Origin of the sequence: Streptomyces sp. NRRL F-5126, assembly GCF_000721265.1 — a bacterium.
Taxonomy (GTDB): domain Bacteria; phylum Actinomycetota; class Actinomycetes; order Streptomycetales; family Streptomycetaceae; genus Streptomyces.
The window spans coordinates 342,144-359,774 of the sequence record NZ_JOFZ01000005.1 but is presented as its reverse complement, the minus strand read 5'-3'; the positions used below and the strand labels follow the sequence as shown (position 1 = coordinate 359,774).

The following is a 17,631-nucleotide window of genomic DNA, read 5'->3' as shown; positions in this document are numbered from 1 at the left end:
TCTGCAGCAAGCCCGTATGACAACGTTGCCAGGATTCCGCTCCCGTCCATGCGAAGTCAAGAGCCGCGACCGGATCGGTTCACCGGCAGGCGCCGGGTCGGCCCGCACCGCGAGGCGCCGCAGCGTCGGTCACCATCCGAGGGTTGCGGCGGCACGCGCCGTCAGGGTAGCCGGGCGGCGCCCCCGGATGTCGGCAATAGTGGTCTCGGCAAGGCGCGCCCTCCAGGCCGCGTCGGCGTCGTCCATCAGCACGTGCACCGCGCACTTCTCCCGGCACTCCTCGCGAGTCGCCGCGACCGTGCCGCGCCTGCGCAGCTCACGGCATGTGAACGTGGGCGCCGTCCCCTCGACGGCCTCGACCACGGCCAGTGCCGTGATGCGATCGGCGGGCTTCGCGAGGCGGTAGCCGCCACGGGGGCCGCTCGTCGAGTCGAGCACGCCCGCAGCGGCAAGGCGCTTCAGGCACTTCGCGAGATAGGGCTCGGGCAGCGCGTAGGCCGCGGCGAGCGTGCGCCGCGGCACCGGCACGCCGTCCGGCGCCTCGGACAGCAGCGTGCAGATATGCATCGCCCACTCGACCCCTTGTGACACCTGCACGTCCCTCATGATACTCAACGAGGATATCGTGGATACATGAGATCCACGAAATTGCCGCCTCGGGACTGTGCGGGCTCGCACCGTCCGCGGCCTGGCTCGTGGTCGCGCGCGTGCGGCAAGGCTTCGCCGCGGCGGTGCTGATCCCGCAGGTGCTCGCCACGATCAACACCGCGCTGCCCGCCGGACGGCGGGGCCGGGCGATGGGCTGGTGCGGCGAGGCGACGGGCACGGGCTCGATCGCGGGGCAGATCCTCGGATCAACCTGCCCATCGCCGTGGCCGCCTTCGCCGCCGCCCTGGCCGTGATGGACCGCACCCGCCGAGCGGACGCACCCTCCCTGGACGGTACGGCCGCCGCGGGAATCGGGCTCTCGCCGGCCCTGGTACCGGCCCCGTTCGTCCTCGGCCGCGAATGGGGTTGGCCGCTCCGGCTGTGGCTTTGCCCGCGCTCGCCGGGATCGGCCTGCTGCGGGCGGAGCCGCGCTCCGAGCGCCGGCTCGCGGCACGCGGCGGCGACCCGATACCGGCCCCGCGCCGCTCGGAGTGGAGTCGTTGCGGCGCGGCGCCCTCGCGTCGATCGCGTTCATGCCGCACTTCGCGAGCTTCATGTTCCGCCTCACGATCCTGCTGCAACAAGGCGAGCACCTGTCGCCGTTGCACGCGGGGCTCGTGTTCGTACCGTCCGGGATCGCGTTCGTGTCCAGCTCCCTGCTCATGCGCGGCTGGGTGGCGCGGGACCGGGTACGCGCCATCCGTGCCGGCCCTCGTGGCCGCCGTATGCCTGACCGGCTTCGGCGACGGCCTCGCCCTGCCCACACTGATCGGCTACTCCCTCTCCGGCATCCCACCCGGCCGGGCGGGCGTGGCGTCAGGCCTGGTCACCGCGGCCCACTCGCAGGCGATGGCCCGCACCCTGCCACTCGACCTCCTGCTCATCGCCGTCGTCGCGGTGACAGCCGGACGGAAACCGCACGGGCCCGGGCGGAACAACAGGCGGAATCGCGACACACCGAACACGTTCGTTACACTGCGCGGGTGACGCCGAGGACCCCCGCACCCCGCAGCCGCCGCGAGCGGCCCGCCAAGCCCGCGCTCACCTACGAGGGCATAGTCGCGACGGCGGTGCGCCTGATGGAGGCCGAGGGACTGCAGCGCGTCACCATGCGCCGCCTCGCCCAGGAACTCGACACGGGCCCCGCCTCGCTGTACGTGTACGTGGCGGGCACCGCCGAACTGCACGCGGCGATCCTCGAGGAGCGCCTCGGTGCAGTCGACCTCTCCCCCGCCGCCGGCGTCGGGGACGACTGGTCCGGCAGGCTGGTGCGGTTGCTCGGCTCCTACATGAGCGTGCTGTTCGAGCACCCGAGCCTCGCACGCTCCGCCCTGGTCGCCCGCCCCGCGGGCCCCAACTACCTGGCACTGGTCGAGGCCGTCCTCGCCCTCCTGCACGAGGGGGGCGTGCCGGAAGGGCAGGCCGCGTGGGGCGTGGACGTCCTGCTCCAGATGGCCACGGCCGACGCGGCGGAACACGCCTCGCGCGGGCAGGTGCCGGACGCCGAGGCGGAACACGGCGCCGCCATGGCCGCGCTGTCAGGCGCCTCCGCCGAGAGGCACCCGCGGATCGCCGCACTCGGCGACGACCTCTTCTCCGGGGCCCCTGATCAGCGCTTCGACTGGGCATTCCATGCGGTGATCAACGGCATCGCGGCCACACCGCGTCCGGCGCGGTGAGGCGCCCGGCACCGGGCCTGCGGGCCGGTGCCGGGCGCCTCGCGCCGCGGATCGCTCAGATCACCAGGTTGAACATCTCCCAGCCCCCGCCGATCCCGGTGCGCTTCGCGAACGGAGCCGCCGGATCGCCGGTGCCCCGGTAGAACCACAGGTTTCCGGAGGAGTCCCTGGCGATCAGGTCTCCGATTCCGTCGCGGTTGAGGTCGCTGGGGCCGGCAAACGTGTTGAACATCTCCCAGCCCCCGCCGATCTCGGTGCGCTTCGCGTACGGGGCAGCGGCCTTGCCGGTCCCCTGGTACAGCCAGAGCGTGCCGGAGGAGTCGCGGGCGACGAGATCGGGCCTGCCGTCACCGGTGATGTCACCGGTGGATGTCATCATGTTGTAGGTGTCCCAGCCTGTGCCGATTTTCTGCCTCGGCAGGAAGGGACGCGTCGGTGTACCCGTGCCCTGGTACAGCCACAGCGTGCCCGAGGCGTCCCTGCCGATCAGGTCTGCCCGGCCGTCACCGGTCCAATCACGGACCCCCCAGATCCCGTTGAACATGTTCCAGCCGCCACCCACCTCGATACGGCCCTTGAACGGCCGGTTCGGATCGGAACTGCCCCGGTAGTACCAGAGGTTCCCGCTCTTGTCGCGGGCCACCATGTCGCCGGTTCCGTCGGCCCGCAGTGCGGCCAGAGGTGCGATCGCGGTGTACTGGTCCCAGCCGCCGCCGATGCGGTAGCGCTTGTAGAACGGCGCGCCGGCGCTGCCGGTCCCCTGGTACTGCCACAGCACGCCGGAGGAGTCTCGGGCGACCGCATTGTAGCGGTCCGTGCCCGCGTCAGGGGCAGTGCCGGTGGCCACCTGCACGTCACCCGACTTCACCCACGCGATGCGGTGGTTGTAGCGGATCGGGTAGAAGGTCGTCGTTCCGGTGACCAGGGTACGGTCGTGGGCCGCGGTGCCGGAGAACGTGCCCGCGTACCAGTAGTCGCCCGCCTTCGCGGGGCCCGCCTGCACGTAGGCCTGGCCCGCCGGAAGGCTGTACTTCGTCAGGGACGCGCTGTTGCTCGCCTGCACGGGCACCCCGGTGCCCGCGTAGGCCGCGTCGTCCGGGTAGGCGCGTCCGTACACCGGGATGGACGAGGCGCCCGACTTGGCCTTGAGCACCGGGGTACCTGACGTACCGACCGGTGCGGTGAACTGACCGCCGGGGTTCGAGAACCAGGCCTTCCTGCCGCCGTACCAGATGGCGGTCCAGTCCCTCTGGGCCTCGGCGACGACGTACTCGCCGCCGGCCACGACCTTGTCCCCCCAGTTGGGGCCGTCGGTGGACCTGACCGAGGGCATGTAGGGGTCGGCGATCTTCGCCGCGCTCGTCGAGGGCGAGGTGTAGAGGTAGCCGAAGTTGGCCGGCTGCTTCGCGACCGTGCTGCCGCCGTAGGTGAGTGTCGGCTGGTTGTCGGTGGTGAAGGGGGGCACGACCCGTACCACTTGGCCGGCCTTGAGCGGGCCGCCCGCGCCGCTCGCGCCCGTGGGTGCGCCGAGCAGGGACATGTAGTGGTTCCAGTCCCAGAACGGGCCCGGGTCCCAGTGCTGGCTTGCCACGTTCGCGTCGAGGACGCCCGGGACCTCGTCGTGGCCGATGATGTGCTCGCGGTCCAGCGGGATGCCGAAGCGGGCCGCCAGGTACTTCACGAGCGTGGCGGAGGACTCGTACTCGGACGGGGTGTACCAGCTGCCCGCCTTGATGGCATAGCCCTCGTGCTCGATGCCGATCGAGTGCATGTTCACCGTCTTGTTGGCGGCGTGCCATGCCTCGTCCTTGGTCGGCACCATCTGGGTGACCAGGCCGTCCGACGCGCGTATCAGGTAGTGCGTGCTGGCGTACGTGGCCGAGTTCTGGAAGCTGGCCACCGAGCCCGCGTAGCTGCCCTCGGTGTCGTGGATGACGATGTAGCGGATGTCCTCGCCGCCGGACGGGCGGTTGGCCACGTTGTAGTTGCCGAAGTCGTCCGGTGTGCTGCTGTTCTGCTTGAACGCGGCGGGCTTGAAGTCGCAGGCGAGCCCGGAAGGGCACTCCGGCGCCTGGGTCGTCGTGAGGCTCGCCTGCGTGGCGAGCGGGACCTTCGCCGCGGTGTCGGGGGCCACGGACGGGTCGGCCGGCAGTGACACCCGCTGCCCGTCGGCCGTGACACCGCTCTGCCCGCTCTTGAGAGTGTCGAAGACGCGCTTGGCGAACTGTGCCGCGCCCTTGCGGTCCGGGGACTGGCTGTAGCGCGCCACGGCGGCGTACCACTGGCCCGGATCCTTCGAGAGTGAACCCTTCGCGTCGTGCTGGTACTTCGCCAGCAGGGCGGCGCCGGCTCGGATGCTCTGCGCCGGGTCGTGTCGCACGGCGCCGGCCGGCTTGTCGATGAGCTTGGCGCCCGCGTCCAGCGTGTGCAGCCGCGGGTCGCCGGTGTCGACGGCGGGCGGCGCGGACTTGAGCGCGCGCTTGGCGTCGAAGTGCTTCATGACGGCCGGGTCACCACTCATGTTGAGGTGATCGAGGCGCTCCCGGTCGGTGGGTTTCGCCACGTCGCCCGGCGTGACCTGCGTCAGGCCCATGACGTTGTAGGAGCCCGTGGTGCTCGGCTCGCCGTCGTGGGAGTCCCAGTTCGACGACTGGTAGGAGACCGCCATCAGGACGCTCTCGGGGACGTGGAACTCGCGTGCCGCGCTGTCGAACTGTGACTGCAGCCGTGCGTCGGCGGCGACGTGTGCCGGGGCTGCCCCCTGCGCGGCGAGGGCTGCCGTGCCGGCGCCGGCCGCGATGACGACGCCGGACGCGACGCCGTAGATCAAGAGCCGCTTCTTGCGGTCTCTTCGGTGCTGCTTCAAACCCCACCCCTGTGCGGTGTCACGGATTGCGAGGAATCCGTGAAATCTGAGAAAACTGAGAAACCGAGAGACGGAATGTAGCAAGCTCCGGAGGGTTCCGCGACGTTGGTGTGCCCGAATGCCCGGCCGCCCTCGCGGGAAGGCTGTGCACGGGCGGGCCTTGTCCCCGCGGCGGTGCCCCGGGCAAGGCCCGGGGCACCGGTGAACCGGTCGTGCTACCGGTGTGCGGGGAACTCCACCACCTGCTGGTAGGTGGGGCGGTTCTGCCAGGAGATGCGGTCGTCCGTGACGCCGCCCAGCGGGCGCTGCACGATACTGTCGGCGCACCACTGGTCGCCCGCGGCGCAGCCGTCGTCACCGGGGTAGACCTGGCTCGCGGGCTCGGCCGCCGCCTGCTTCAGCGAGTCGAGGAGCACGGTGCGGCACGCCGAGAGGTCGCCGCCGCCGCAGTACTTCTCCCCCAGGGCGCCGCTGACCGGCTTGCCCAGCACCGCCCTGAGGTCCTTGTCGACGTAGGACCACCAGCCGTACTGGAACGCGCTGCCCGCGTGGCTGCCGGTGGGACCGTGGCCGGCGGAGGGCGCCTCGTCGACGGTGAGCGAGGCGGTCAGCGCGGTGTACAGGCCGTCGCCGAGACCGGGCCGGAACTCGGCTTTCACGAGAGCGGGCCACCACGCGTCCATGACGCGGATCGCGTCGGAGTCGGCGTATGCGTGCGAGCCCTCGCTCGTCTCGCGACGCTTGCTGCCGTCGGCCGCCCAGTTCTCCAACTCCTGGACGGTGGCGTTCACTCGGGGGTCGCTGATGGGCGCGCTTCGCAGCACGGCGAGCAGGTCGGGCAGCACGTCCTCGCCCCGCAGGTCGGTCACGGCCGCGTCGGCCATCGCGCGGGTGAGTTCGGCGCGGGTCACACCGCCCTTGGCGACGAGCGCCTTGACCCGGTCGTCGAGCAGGTTCGCGCGGTGCACGGAGCCGTTGCCGAAGGTGGCCGAGTCGTACCCGATGGCCTGCTTGTTGTTCCAGGAGACGTAGTAGTCCTGGTCGACGGATTGCGGATGCTGTGCGGGTGGTGTGTAGTCGGCGGTGTTGCCGTCCGGGTCGAACCCGCGCCACTCGTAGGCGGGTTGCGCCAGCACGGGGAGGGAAGCGTCGACACCGGGCGCGCGTACGGGGTTCGACCCGGAGTTGTAGTAGGCGGTGTGCCTGCTGTCGGCGTAGAACCAGTTGAAGGTGTAGTTGATGTGCTGCGCCGCGCTCTGGAAGCTGGCCGGATCGTGCACGTAGCCGGGGTCGTTGAGCATCTGGAAGCCGATGATGGAGTCGGCCTCGTGCCGGTAGGAGCTGCGCAGCGTGGTGTAGGCGACGGGTTTGCCGTCGATGGTGGCGCGGTACTGCACGGGGCCGTACTTGGTGCGGTAGACCTGCATGCGGTAGGAGCCCTTGGCGGTGGAGTCGGCCAGAGTCGGCGACCACGAGTCGGTGCGTTCCAGCTTCTCCATCGGCACACAACTGCCGTGCCACAGGTACGAGGTGGCGTCCTTGGACGGTGTGCCCCCGTCGGGGTCGCACAGCTGGACGGCGTAGGTGTCGGTGACGTCCTGGCCGGCCGAGGTGGCGCTCCACGCGTAGTCCTGGCCCCTGCCGAGTTCCACGTAGAGGCTCAGGCCGGCGAAGGCGGCGCCGCGTGCGCTGATGCCGGGGCCCTGGAGTTCCTCCAGCATGAGCAGTTGCGGTGCGAAGTACCCGGTCTGCGGGCCGAACACGGCGACCGGGTGGCCGCTCGCGGTGTGGCCGGCCGACACGAGGAGGGCGTTGGACATGCCCTTGCGCGGGGTGGCGAACAGGTCGGCGGGCAGCACGCCGTTGTCGAACACGCCCTGGAGCGGCTTGAGGTTCGCGGGCGCCTTGACGGGGGTGCGCTCGCCCGCCTCGCCCTGCACGGCCGACCCGGTGCGGTCGTACACCAGCGGTTCCCGCGTCACGGAGCCAGGGTCGGGCATCGCGGTGCCGCGCGCGTGTGCCGGTTTGACGGCGTAGGGGAACGTCTGGCCGTCGTGCAGTGTGCGGACGGCCTCGGGGTCGTCGCGCTCGCGGAAGGACTCCCAGACCTTCGTGCCCTGCGTGACACCGTACTTGGCCTGCGCGGCCTGCAGCGAGAGTGCGCTTTGCACCTCTCCCCCACCGCCCGAGCCGAACAGCGCGCCCACGACGGAGGCAAGGGCGATCAGGTCGGTGAGTTGGAACCTGTCGATGGTGCCGGCGTTGGTGATGGGGTCGATGTGGCCGGTGAGGTCGTACTCGCCGGGGAAGTACCGTCCCGGCTTCGCCTTGGCTATGTAGGCGTTGATGCCGTCGACATACGCCTGCGCGTCGGCGAGCGCCTGGGCGCCGCGTTTCCCGGCGGAGGCGAGGCGGTCCACCTGCGCCTGGAGGTCGGCCTCCGTGTAGGGAGCGGCGCGCCAGAACTGCTGCTCAAGACCCTGGTTGGCCGCCGCGCCGCCGGCGAACGAGGTCAACTCGCCGCGTCCGACGTGGCGGAAGAGGTCCATCAGCCACAGCCGGTCGTGGGCGGCGGCGTAGCCCGCGCCGAACTCGGTGCCTGAGCGGGTGGTGCCCTTGATGTGCGGCACGCCGGTGGCCTTGTCCCGGGTGATGGTGACGTCGGCGCGCGGGCTGTAGGTGGAGGCGACCTGGTCCTTGGGCACGCCGAAGGACGCGTCGTTGTAGAACGAGCTGAGCTTGGCGTCGGTCAGTCCCTGGTAACCGGAGGCGAGGTCGGCGTAGGGGCCGAGCTGGTCGCTGGTGTGGGCGGGCCGGGTGCCGAGCACGCGGTTGGCGAGGATGTCGGCGAGGGTGGCGTTGCCGTTCTCGCCGGGCGGCAGGATGTCGCCGCACTGGCTCTGGCAGTAGTCGTCGGTGGGGCCGGCAGCCGCCGCGGCCGTCGGCAGTGGGGTGGCGAGTCCCATGCCGAGGGCGATCACGGCGCCTGCCGCGGCTGTTCTGAGACTGAGGGCGCGTCGTCGCATTCCCGCTCCTCCCGGAAGGCAGTGCGACAGAGGTTACCGCCGGTAGGCCACGAGGTTGCAGGTGTGCGACGTTGTTTTCAGGCCGAGTTGGCGCACGGGGGCGGGCCGCCGGGGTCGGAAGGGGTAGCGGTCCCCTGCGGCGGCGAAGCCCCGTACCGCTGACCGGCCCCGCGGCCGCTCGCCTGCACCCCGGCCGGTGTCACCTGCGGCGCGATCGCCGCGCGAGTCGGACACGGTGGCGCGGTGCTCTCGCCGCTGCCGCAACAGCTCGTGCGGGCACGTGCGCTGGACGCCGAGGCGCGGACGCCCGACAGCAGCCCTCAGGGCAGGACCGCGATGCCGTCCAGTTCCACGAGGGCCTGCTCGTCCCAGAGCCTGACGACTCCTACGACGGCCATCGCCGGATAGTCGCGGCCCGCGAGCCGTTGCCAGATGCGGCCGAGCTCGCGGGAGTTCGCCCGGTAATCGGCGATGTCCGTGGCGTAGACCGTGACCCTCGCCAGGTCGGCGGGCGCGCCGCCCGCCGCCGCCAGCGCGTCCAGCAGGTTGGTGAGCGCCGTCTCGAACTGCTCCGTCAGCGCCGTGCCGACGAGCGCGCCGCCGGCGTCCAGGGCGGTCTGGCCGGCGAGGAACACCACCGTGCCGCCCTTCGCGGTCACCGCGTGCGAGAAGCCCGTGGCCGGGGAGAGTTCGCCGGGGTTGATGCGCTCCAGGCTCATGCGTAAAGCTCCTTGGCGATGATGGTGCGCTGGACCTCGCTGGCGCCCTCGTAGATGCGGGGAGCGCGTACCTCACGGTAGAGGTGTTCGAGGAGGTGCCCGGCGCGCAGCGCGCGGGCGCCGTGCAGTTGCACGGCCGCGTCGACGACGTACTGCGCGGTCTCGGTGGCGAACAGCTTGGCCATGGCGGACGTGCGTGGTACGTGCGCGGCCCGCGCGTCGTACGCGGCGGCTGCCGCGTGGACCATGAGGCGGGCGGCCTCCGTCCGTGTGGCCATCTCGGCGACCTGGTGCGCGACGGTCTGCAGGTCCTTCAGCGGCCCGCCGAACGCGGTGCGTGCGGCCGTGTGCGCGAGGGTGGCGTCGAGCGCGGCGGACGCCATGCCGACGGCGAACGCGCCGACGCTGGGCCGGAAGAGGTTGAGCGCGTTCATGGCCACGCGGAACCCGCCGCCGGTCTCGCCGAGCACGTCGTCCGGCGTCACGGGCACGCCGTCAAAAGCGAGCGAGCCGATGGGGTGGGGCGAGAGCATCTCGATCGGCTCGCCGGTCAGGCCAGGGCGGTCGCCGGGGACGAGGAAGGCCGTGATGCCGCGGGCGCCATGCTCGGGCCCCGTCCTGGCGAAGACCGTGTAGAAGTCGGCCTCGGGCGCGTTGGAGATCCAGCACTTCTCGCCGCTCAGGCGCCAGCCGCCGGCTGATGCGTCGCGGGAGGCCGCGAGTGCGAGGGCGGCGGCGTCCGACCCGGCGCCGGGCTCGCTCAGTGCGAAGGCCGCGACCGCCGAGCCCGCCGCGGCCGGGGGCAGCCACCGCCCGCGCTGGCTCTCGGTGCCGGCCTGGGCGATGGCGGCGGCACCGAGGCCCTGGAGGGCGAGGGCCGTCTCCGCCTCCGTGCAGCCGTAGGCGAGGGATTCACGCAGCAGGCACAGGTCGAGCGCGCTCGCGCCGAACACCTGGCCCAGCAGCCCGAGGTCCCCGAGGGCGGCGACGAGCGGCCGGTTCACCCGGCCGGGCGTGCCCTGCCCTGCGATCGTGCGCAGCCGTCCGGCCGCCAGGGCGCGCACCTCCTCGCACCGCGCGGTCTGTACCGGATCGAGCGAGAATGCGGACATCCGGGGCCCCGTTTCCAACGCTTCTATCGCGGACCGTTGACTGTCGTCACTCTCACGATACGCTCGTGGGGCGACCCCGAGAGGATGAGGGGCGAATCATGGAGCTGACGCCCTCGGCCCACGTCGACACCTTCACGCGCGACGGTCTGCCGCCGTTCGGTGAATGGCCCGTACTGCTGCTCGACCCGCGGGAGCGGGCGCCAGGCGCCCGGGTGAACTGCGGCTCGGCCCTGCTGGACCCGGCCGCGCCCGCGCACGGTGACGAGCGGCCCGCGCTGCGCACCGCGTCCGGCGAGGTCTGGTCGTACGGCCGGCTGCGCGAGCGGGTCGACGCGATCGCTCATGTGCTGACCGGACGCCTCGGCGTCGTGCCCGGCAACCGCGTCATGCTGCGCGGCCCGACCACTCCGTACCTCGCAGCGTGCTGGCTGGCGGTGATGAAGGCCGGGGCGGTGGCCGTGACGGTGCTCGCGCAGGCGCGGCCGGCCGAGCTGGCCGCGATGTGCTCGATCGCCCGCGTCTCGCACGCCCTGTGCGACGCCAGGTGCGTGGACGCCCTGGCCGCCGCGGGGGTACCGGGGCTGCGGATCACGCCGTACGGCGGCGAGGGCCCCGGGGACCTGCTGGCGCTCGCCGCCGCGCCGCACGGCCCCTACGAGGCGGTCAGCACGGCGGCGGACGACGTGGCGCTCATCGCGTTCACCTCGGGCACCACCGGCAGGCCGAAGGGGTGCATGCACTTCCACCGCGACGTGCTCGCGATCGCCGACACGTTCTCGCGCCACGTGCTGCGGCCCGAGCCGGACGACGTGTTCGCGGGCAGCCCGCCGCTCGGCTTCACCTTCGGCCTCGGCGGCCTGGTCGTCTTCCCGCTCCGGGCCGGCGCGTCGTCGCTGCTCCTTGAGGAGGCGCATCCGCGCCAGTTGCTCGCGGCGGTCTCCGAGCACCGGGTGTCGGTCCTGTTCACCGCGCCCACCGCGTACCGCGCGATGCTGGACGAGCTGACGGCGCACCCCGGCGCGTACGACACCGGCTCGCTGCGGCGCTGCGTGTCCGCCGGCGAGAACCTGCCTGCCGCGACCTGGCGGGCCTGGTACGAGCGGACCGGGCTGAAGATCGTCAACGGCATCGGCTCGACCGAGCTGCTGCACATCTTCGTCTCCGCGGCGGACGACGCGATCAGACCGGGCACGACCGGCCTGCCCGTGCCCGGCTGGCAGGCCAGGATCGTCGACGGCGCGGGGGCGGAGGTGCCCGACGGGCAGCCCGGCATGCTCGCGGTGCGCGGCCCGGTGGGCTGCCGCTATCTCACGGATCCGCGCCAGCGCGACTACGTGAAGCAGGGCTGGAACATCACCGGCGACACCTATGTGCGCGAGGCCGGCGGCTACCTGCGCTACGTGGCCCGCGCGGACGACATGATCATCTCGGCGGGCTACAACGTGCCGGGACCGGAGGTCGAGGACGCGCTGCTCGCCCACCCGGACGTGGCCGAGGCCGCCGTGGTCGGCCGCCCGGACGAGCGGCGCGGGCAGATCGTCGCCGCGTACGTGGTGGTACGCGACGGTGTGGTGCGCGACGAGGCCACGGCGCGGGCGCTCAAGGACTTCGTGCGCGACCGGCTCGTGCCGTACAAGAGCCCGCGCGCGGTGGTCTTCCTCGACGCGCTCCCCCGCACGGCCACCGGCAAGCTGCAGCGCTTCCTGCTCAGGGAACTACAGTGACCACGTGGCTGAGCAGCACGAACCGCGCGAGGAGCACGTGTCCCGCGGGCAGCGGGAGCGGCAGGACCAGGGCGTCCCGCCCGCCGCGCCGCACACGCCGCGGTCCCTGATCGTCACCCTGTACGGGGCGTACGGCCGCGCGCCGGGCGGCGCGGCGCTCGCGGTGGCCGAACTGATCCGGCTGATGGAGGGCCTCGGCGTGGACGCGCCGTCGGTGCGCTCGTCCGTGTCCCGGCTGAAGCGGCGCGGCCTGCTCTTGGCACAGCGCGCTCCGGACGGGTCGGCGGGTTACGCGCTGTCGGCCGAGGCGCGCCAGGTGCTGGACGACGGCGACGAGCGGATCTTCACGCTGCCGCGGCGGCGGCTGTCGGACGGGTGGGTCCTCGCGGTTTTCTCGGTACCGGAGGCCGAGCGCAGCAAGCGCCACCTGCTCCGTTCGCGGCTCGGCGGCCTCGGCTTCGGGACGGTGGCGCCCGGGGTGTGGATCGCGCCGGGACGGGTCCTCGACGAGGCGACACACACGCTGCGCAGGCTGGGCCTCGACGGGTACGTCGACCTCTTCCGTGGAGAGCACCTGGGGTACGCGGCGACCGCGGAGGCGGTGGCCCGCTGGTGGGACCTCGACGCGCTCGCCGGGCTGCACGCGGAGTTCCTGCGCCGCCACGAGCCGGTGCTGCGGTCATGGCAGGAGCGGCCGGCGCGCCCCGCCGCCGACGCGTACCGCGACCACCTGCTCGCGCTGGACGCGTGGCGGCGGCTGCCCTACGCGGACCCGGGGCTGCCGGTGGCCCTGCTGCCGGCGCGCTGGCCGGGCGAGCGGTCGTCGGATGTCTTCCTCCACCTCCACGAGTTGCTGCGCGGGCCCGCGCTCAGCCACGTGCGCCAGGTGCGCGGGGAGCTCGCGCGGCGGGCGGCACGGCACCGGCGACCGCAGCCGGGCCGGGGCTGAGGCGCGGTTTCGGCGTGCTGTCCCGCCCGTCGGGCGGCTTGCGGCTGCCCGCCGCGTACGGCAGGGGCCAGGGCGCTGCCGGCCCCGCGTAGCCCTGCTCTGCCGCCGCGTGCAGGGTCCAGTGCGGGTCGTACAGGTGGGGCCTGGCGAGGGCGCACAGGTCGGCGCGGCCGGCCAGCAGCAGCGAATTGACGTCGTCCCAGGAGGAGATGGCGCCGACGGCGATGACCGGTACGTTCGCGGTGTTGCGGATCAGATCGGCGTAGGGCGTCTGGTAGGAGCGGCCGAACTCGGGCTGCTCGTCGGCGACGACCTGGCCCGTGGACACGTCGATCGCGGCGGCGCCGTGCGCGGCGAAGGCACGGGCGATCTCCACGGCTTCCCCGGGCGACGTGCCGCCCGGGGCCCAGTCCGCGGCGGAGATGCGGACGGTCATGGGCCGGCCCGCGGGCCAGGCGGCGCGCACGGCGTCGAAGACCTCGAGGGGGTAGCGCAGCCTCCCCGCGAGGTCGCCGCCGTACCGGTCGGTGCGGCGGTTGGTCAGCGGCGAAAGGAACCCTGACAGCAGGTAGCCGTGGGCGCAGTGCAGTTCGAGCACGTCGAAGCCGGCGTCGGCGGCGCGGCCCGCCGCCGCTGCGAACTGGCCGCGGACGGCTGCGAGCCCGTCCTCGTCGAGTTCGGCGGGGGTCTGGCTGACGCCGGTCCTGTACGGCAGCGGGGACGCGGCGGCCAACGGCCAGTTCCCTGCGGGCAGCGGCTCGTCCATGCCCTCCCACATCAACCGGGTGGAGCCCTTGCGGCCCGAGTGGCCGAGCTGGACGCCGAGAACGACTCCGGGCGACTCAGCGTGTGCGAAGCCGGTGATCCTGCGCCAGGCCGCGGCCTGCTCGTCGGTGTAGAGGCCGGTGCAGCCCGGCGTGATGCGCCCCTCGGGGCTCACGCACACCATCTCGGTCATGACGAGCCCGGCGCCGCCGAGTGCGCGGGCGCCGAGGTGGACGAGGTGGAAGTCGCCGGGAACGCCGTCACGTGCCCGGTACATGTCCATGGCGGACACCACCACGCGGTTGCGCAGCTCCGTGGCACCGAGCCGGAACGGCGTGAACATCGGCGGCGTGCCAGGCGGGCAGCCGAACTCGTCCTCGACGGTGCGCACGAACACCGGGTCCCGCAGCCGAAGGTTCCCGTGGGTGACCCGACGGCTCCGGGTGAGCAGGCCGAAGGCGAATCGGCGCGGCGGCTGATCGGTGTAGCCGGCGAGCTGCTCGAACCAGCGCAGGCTGGCCGCCGCGGCGCGCTGGGTGGACTCGACGGCGGGCCTGCGCTCGGCCTCGTACGCGGCCAGGGCGGCGTCCGTGCCCGGCTGCTCCTCCACGCAGGCGGCGAGGGCGAGGGCGTCCTCGACGGCGAGTTTGGTTCCTGAGCCGATGGAGAAGTGGGCGGTGTGCGCGGCGTCGCCGAGCAGGACGGTGCTGCCGTGGCTCCACCGCCGGCAGACGACGGTGCGAAACGCCGTCCAGGCGGAGTCGTTGGAACGCAGCGGCCGGCCGCCGAGCGCGTCGGCGAAGATCTTCGCGCACCGCTCGGCGGACTCCCGTTCGCCGAGCGCGTCGAAACCGGCGGCGCGCCAGACCTCTTCGCGCATCTCCACGATGACGGTGCTCGCGGCGGCTGCGGGCCCGCCGGGCACCGGCCTCGCGTACGGGTAGCCGTGCAGCTGCATGACGCCGTACTCGGTCTCCGCGATGTCGAAGCGGAAGGTGTCGAACGCGGTGCCGGCGGCGAGCCAGATGTAGCGGTTGCGGTGCCGGGTGACGGTCGGGCGGAAGACGTCCGCGTGGGCGGCGCGCGTGGCGCTGCCCGCCCCGTCGGCGGCGATCACCAGGTCGTAGTGGCCGGCCAGTTCGGCGGCGGACGGCGCCTGGGTGCGAAAGCGCAGGTCGACGCCGAGCTGTGTGCAGCGGTCCTGGAGGATGGCGAGGAGCAGGCGCCTGTCGAGGGCGGCGAAGCCGTGGCCGCCGGAGACGAGGGTCGTGCCGCGGTGGGTGATGCCGATCTCGTCCCAGCGCACGAACGCGTCCTCAAGCGCCGCGTACACCACGGGGTCGGCGTGCTCGATGCCGCCGAGCGTCTCGTCGGACAGCACGACGCCGAAGCCGAACGTGGCGTCGGGCGCGCCGCGCTCCCAGACGGTGATGTCGCGCCCGGGGTCGCGGCGGGCGAGCAGGGCCGCCGCGTACAGGCCGCCGGGCCCGCCGCCGATGACCGCGACGCTGCGCGGGCCGCCGTCCATGCCGTCACCGCCCCTGCCAGTGGGCGTCCCGCCTGCCGGTGAAGGCCGCGTGGAACTCGGCGTAGTCGGCGCTGTTCATCAGGAGCGCCTGCGTGCTCGCGTCCATCTCCACGGCGGCGGCGAGCGGCATGTCGAGCTCGGCGGTGAGCAGCGCCTTGGTCTGCGCGTAGGCGAGGGCGGGGCCGTCGGCGAGGTGGCGGGCGAGTGCCGCGGCGCGCTCCCCGGCGCCGCCCGCTTCGGTGAGCTCGCTGATCAGGCCGATGCGTTCGGCCTCGGCCGCCCGCACCGGCTCGCCGAGCATCAGCAGTCTGGTGGCGTGGCCGAGGCCGACCACGCGCGGCAGCAGGTACGCGGCGCCCATGTCGCCACCGGACAGGCCGACGCGCGTGAAGAGGAAGGAGAACCTGGCCGACGGGTCGGCGATCCGGAAGTCCGCGGCGAGCGCGAGTACGGCGCCGGCGCCCGCGGCGATCCCGTGCACGGCGGCGACGACCGGGAACGGGCACTCCCGCAGGGCGCGCACCACCTGGCCCGTCATCCGGTTGAAGTCGAGGAGCCCGGCGGTGTCGAGCGCGAGGGTGGCACCGATGATCTCGTCCACGTCGCCGCCCGAGCAGAAGCCCCTGCCCTCGCCGGCGAGGACCAGCGCGCGCACTGAGCGCTCGCGTGACAGTTCGGCGAGCAGATCCCGCAGGTCGGCGTAGGCGCCGAAGGTGAGCGCGTTGAGCTTGTCCGGCCGGTCGAGGGTGACGGTCATGACGCCGTCCTGCCGGGTCAGCCGCAGGTGTCGCCAGGTCTCGGTGCGGGGCGTGGAGCCGGTGAACGGGCTCATGGAGCCTCCTTCGGCGGATGCGGATACGCTATCACCGCTTTGTGACCATCGTCACGGCTGCGCGATACTTGCAGTGCCGATATGTGGCACACGTCCCATGACGGACCTGTTGTCGCTTCCCGAGCGCCGCCTTTAGCCTCCGATAACGTCAGCCACCGTCCAGGAACCGGATCGCTTTGTCCGACAGTCCACGCCGTTCCCCCTGGCACATCGCACTGCCGCACTCGCCCGCGGCAGTGCCGATGGCGCGTGCGCTGGTGCGGGCCGCGCTCGCGACCCGCGAAGGGGCCGCCGACGCGGACACGGCGGAGCTGCTGACGGCGGAACTGGTGGCGAACGCGGTGGAGCACACGGCGGGCGACGAGCCGATACGGCTGGTGGTCTCGGTGGACACGGCCGGATGCTGCCGCGTCGAGGTGCACGACACCGACCCCGAGCCGCCGCGCGGACTGGCCAGGCCGGGCCCGGCCGCCATGCCCGACCCCTGGCAGGAGGACGGACGCGGGCTGCTGCTGATCCGCACGCTCAGCGCGGAGTGCGGGCACCGGCCGACCGACGGCGGCGGCAAGGCGCTGTGGTTCACGCTGCCCGAGCACGCGGCGCCGGAAGACGGCCTGCCGTCGCCGGCGATCCCCCGGCAGGCGTCGCGGCCGCGGCACATCTGACGAGACGCGGAGGAAGCCCGGCCCCGAGGGAGGCGCCCGCGCGCCGCTACGCGTCGCCCATCGTGGCGACGAGGACGGCCTTGATGGTGTGCAGCCGGTTCTCCGCCTCGTCGAAGACGACCGAGTGCTCCGACTCGAAGACCTCGTCGGTGACCTCGAGCTCACGCATGCCGTACCGCTCGTGGATCTCGCGGCCGACCTCGGTGCCCAGGTCGTGGAAGGCCGGCAGGCAGTGCAGGAACTTCACGTCCGGGTTGCCGGTGGCGCGCAGCACGTCCATCGTCACCGCGTACGGGGCGAGCGCCGCTATCCGCACGTCCCAGACCTCCTTCGGTTCGCCCATGGACACCCAGACGTCGGTGACGACGAAGTCGGCGCCCGCGACGCCCTCCGCGATGTCCTCGGTCAGGGACAGCCGGGCCCCGCTGACCTCGGCGGCCTCGCGCGCCGCGCCGACGACCTCGTCGCCGGGCCAGAACGCGCGCGGTGCGACGATCCGCACGTCCATGCCGAGCAGCGCCGCTGTGACCAGGTAGGAGTTGCCCATGTTGAAGCGGGCGTCGCCCAGGTAGGCGAAGCTGATGCCGGTGAGGGGCTTCGCGCAGTGCTCGGTCATGGTGAGCACGTCGGCGAGCATCTGGGTCGGGTGCCAGTCGTCGGTGAGGCCGTTGAACACGGGCACACCCGCGTATGCGGCGAGCTCCTCGACGATCGCCTGGGCGTCCCCGCGGTACTGGATGCCGTCGAACATCCGACCGAGGACCCGGGCTGTGTCCTTCGCGGACTCCTTGGCGCCGATGTGCGAGCTCGCCGGGTCGATGTACGTGGTCGAGGCGCCCTGGTCGGCGGCTGCCACCTCGAAGGAGCACCGCGTACGCGTGGAGGACTTCTCGAAGATCAACGCGATGTTCCTGCCGCGCAGTCGCTGCACCTCGGCACCCGCCTTCTTGGCGGCCTTCAGCTCGGCGGCCAGACCGACCAGGCCTCGGAACTCCTCGGCCGTGAAGTCCAGCTCCTTGAGGAAGTGGCGGCCCGGGAGGTGGATGGCCATGGGACTGCTCCTGCGGGATCGGCGACGACGGAACGAGTGAGACTATATACGAAACATCGTATGGCTA

Annotated in this window: 14 protein-coding genes; 6 read left to right on the top strand and 8 right to left on the bottom strand. The window is 72.6% G+C overall.

All coding sequences use genetic code 11. The features are described from left to right. Nucleotides 1-129 precede the first annotated feature (129 nt). On the bottom strand, nucleotides 130-606 hold the full coding sequence (locus IH48_RS0112760; RefSeq protein ID WP_234434234.1) for an RrF2 family transcriptional regulator: 477 nt from the start codon (nucleotides 604-606) through the stop codon (nucleotides 130-132). A 14-nt stretch (nucleotides 607-620) separates the two neighbouring features. Here IH48_RS0112760 and IH48_RS0112755 point away from each other — a divergent pair, with 14 nt between their 5' ends. The 3 genes from IH48_RS0112755 (at nucleotide 621) to IH48_RS0112745 (ending at nucleotide 2,327) form a co-directional block, all read left to right on the top strand. Beyond that, the gene (locus IH48_RS0112755) at nucleotides 621-902 is read left to right on the top strand and encodes an MFS transporter (protein WP_324604301.1); all 282 of its coding nucleotides are present in this window, start codon (nucleotides 621-623) and stop codon (nucleotides 900-902) included. A 448-nt stretch (nucleotides 903-1,350) separates the two neighbouring features. Then, nucleotides 1,351-1,635, top strand: a complete 285-nt coding sequence (locus IH48_RS37000) for a hypothetical protein (protein WP_030903105.1) — start codon at nucleotides 1,351-1,353, stop codon at nucleotides 1,633-1,635. After that, entirely contained in the window at nucleotides 1,632-2,327 is a 696-nt protein-coding gene (locus IH48_RS0112745) for a TetR/AcrR family transcriptional regulator (protein ID WP_030903102.1), read from the top strand. The genes IH48_RS37000 and IH48_RS0112745 overlap by 4 nt, the downstream gene beginning before the upstream one ends. A 55-nt stretch (nucleotides 2,328-2,382) precedes the next feature. Here IH48_RS0112745 and IH48_RS0112740 read toward each other — a convergent pair whose 3' ends face one another. The 4 genes from IH48_RS0112740 to IH48_RS0112725 form a co-directional block, all read right to left on the bottom strand. Further along, nucleotides 2,383-5,193 carry an N-acetylmuramoyl-L-alanine amidase gene (locus IH48_RS0112740; protein WP_030903099.1) on the bottom strand — a complete coding sequence of 937 codons (2,811 nt, stop codon included), beginning with the start codon at nucleotides 5,191-5,193 and terminating at the stop codon, nucleotides 2,383-2,385. Between the two features lie 215 nt (nucleotides 5,194-5,408). Beyond that, complete coding sequence (locus IH48_RS0112735) at nucleotides 5,409-8,219, bottom strand: penicillin acylase family protein (RefSeq protein WP_030903097.1); 2,811 nt, start codon at nucleotides 8,217-8,219, stop codon at nucleotides 5,409-5,411. A gap of 320 nt (nucleotides 8,220-8,539) precedes the next feature. Then, on the bottom strand, nucleotides 8,540-8,938 hold the full coding sequence (locus IH48_RS0112730; protein WP_030903095.1) for a RidA family protein: 399 nt from the start codon (nucleotides 8,936-8,938) through the stop codon (nucleotides 8,540-8,542). Then, on the bottom strand, nucleotides 8,935-10,050 hold the full coding sequence (locus tag IH48_RS0112725; RefSeq protein ID WP_030903093.1) for an acyl-CoA dehydrogenase family protein: 1,116 nt from the start codon (nucleotides 10,048-10,050) through the stop codon (nucleotides 8,935-8,937). The genes IH48_RS0112730 and IH48_RS0112725 overlap by 4 nt, the downstream gene beginning before the upstream one ends. Before the next feature lie 98 nt (nucleotides 10,051-10,148). On the opposite strand from IH48_RS0112725, the gene IH48_RS0112720 reads away from it, so the two are divergent. Both IH48_RS0112720 and IH48_RS0112715 read left to right on the top strand, forming a co-directional pair. Continuing rightward, nucleotides 10,149-11,774 (top strand): AMP-binding protein, encoded by a 1,626-nt coding sequence (locus IH48_RS0112720; protein ID WP_030903092.1) that lies wholly within the window; start codon nucleotides 10,149-10,151, stop codon nucleotides 11,772-11,774. Between the two features lie 37 nt (nucleotides 11,775-11,811). Then, nucleotides 11,812-12,723 carry a PaaX family transcriptional regulator C-terminal domain-containing protein gene (locus IH48_RS0112715; protein WP_051839681.1) on the top strand — a complete coding sequence of 304 codons (912 nt, stop codon included), beginning with the start codon at nucleotides 11,812-11,814 and terminating at the stop codon, nucleotides 12,721-12,723. Here the strand turns inward: IH48_RS0112715 and IH48_RS0112710 are convergent. Together IH48_RS0112710 and IH48_RS0112705 are read right to left on the bottom strand one after the other, a co-directional pair. Next, on the bottom strand, nucleotides 12,644-15,016 hold the full coding sequence (locus IH48_RS0112710; RefSeq protein WP_051839655.1) for a bifunctional salicylyl-CoA 5-hydroxylase/oxidoreductase: 2,373 nt from the start codon (nucleotides 15,014-15,016) through the stop codon (nucleotides 12,644-12,646). The two genes, IH48_RS0112715 and IH48_RS0112710, sit on opposite strands and share 80 nt — an antisense overlap. Before the next feature lie 4 nt (nucleotides 15,017-15,020). Further along, nucleotides 15,021-15,848 (bottom strand): enoyl-CoA hydratase family protein, encoded by an 828-nt coding sequence (locus tag IH48_RS0112705; protein WP_030903085.1) that lies wholly within the window; start codon nucleotides 15,846-15,848, stop codon nucleotides 15,021-15,023. A 176-nt stretch (nucleotides 15,849-16,024) separates the two neighbouring features. On the opposite strand from IH48_RS0112705, the gene IH48_RS0112700 reads away from it, so the two are divergent. Then, nucleotides 16,025-16,513 carry an ATP-binding protein gene (locus IH48_RS0112700; RefSeq protein WP_234434225.1) on the top strand — a complete coding sequence of 163 codons (489 nt, stop codon included), beginning with the start codon at nucleotides 16,025-16,027 and terminating at the stop codon, nucleotides 16,511-16,513. A gap of 46 nt (nucleotides 16,514-16,559) precedes the next feature. On the opposite strand, the gene argF is transcribed toward IH48_RS0112700, so the two are convergent. Then, on the bottom strand, nucleotides 16,560-17,564 hold the full coding sequence (argF, locus tag IH48_RS0112695; protein ID WP_030903080.1) for an ornithine carbamoyltransferase: 1,005 nt from the start codon (nucleotides 17,562-17,564) through the stop codon (nucleotides 16,560-16,562). Nucleotides 17,565-17,631: the final 67 nt, after the last annotated feature.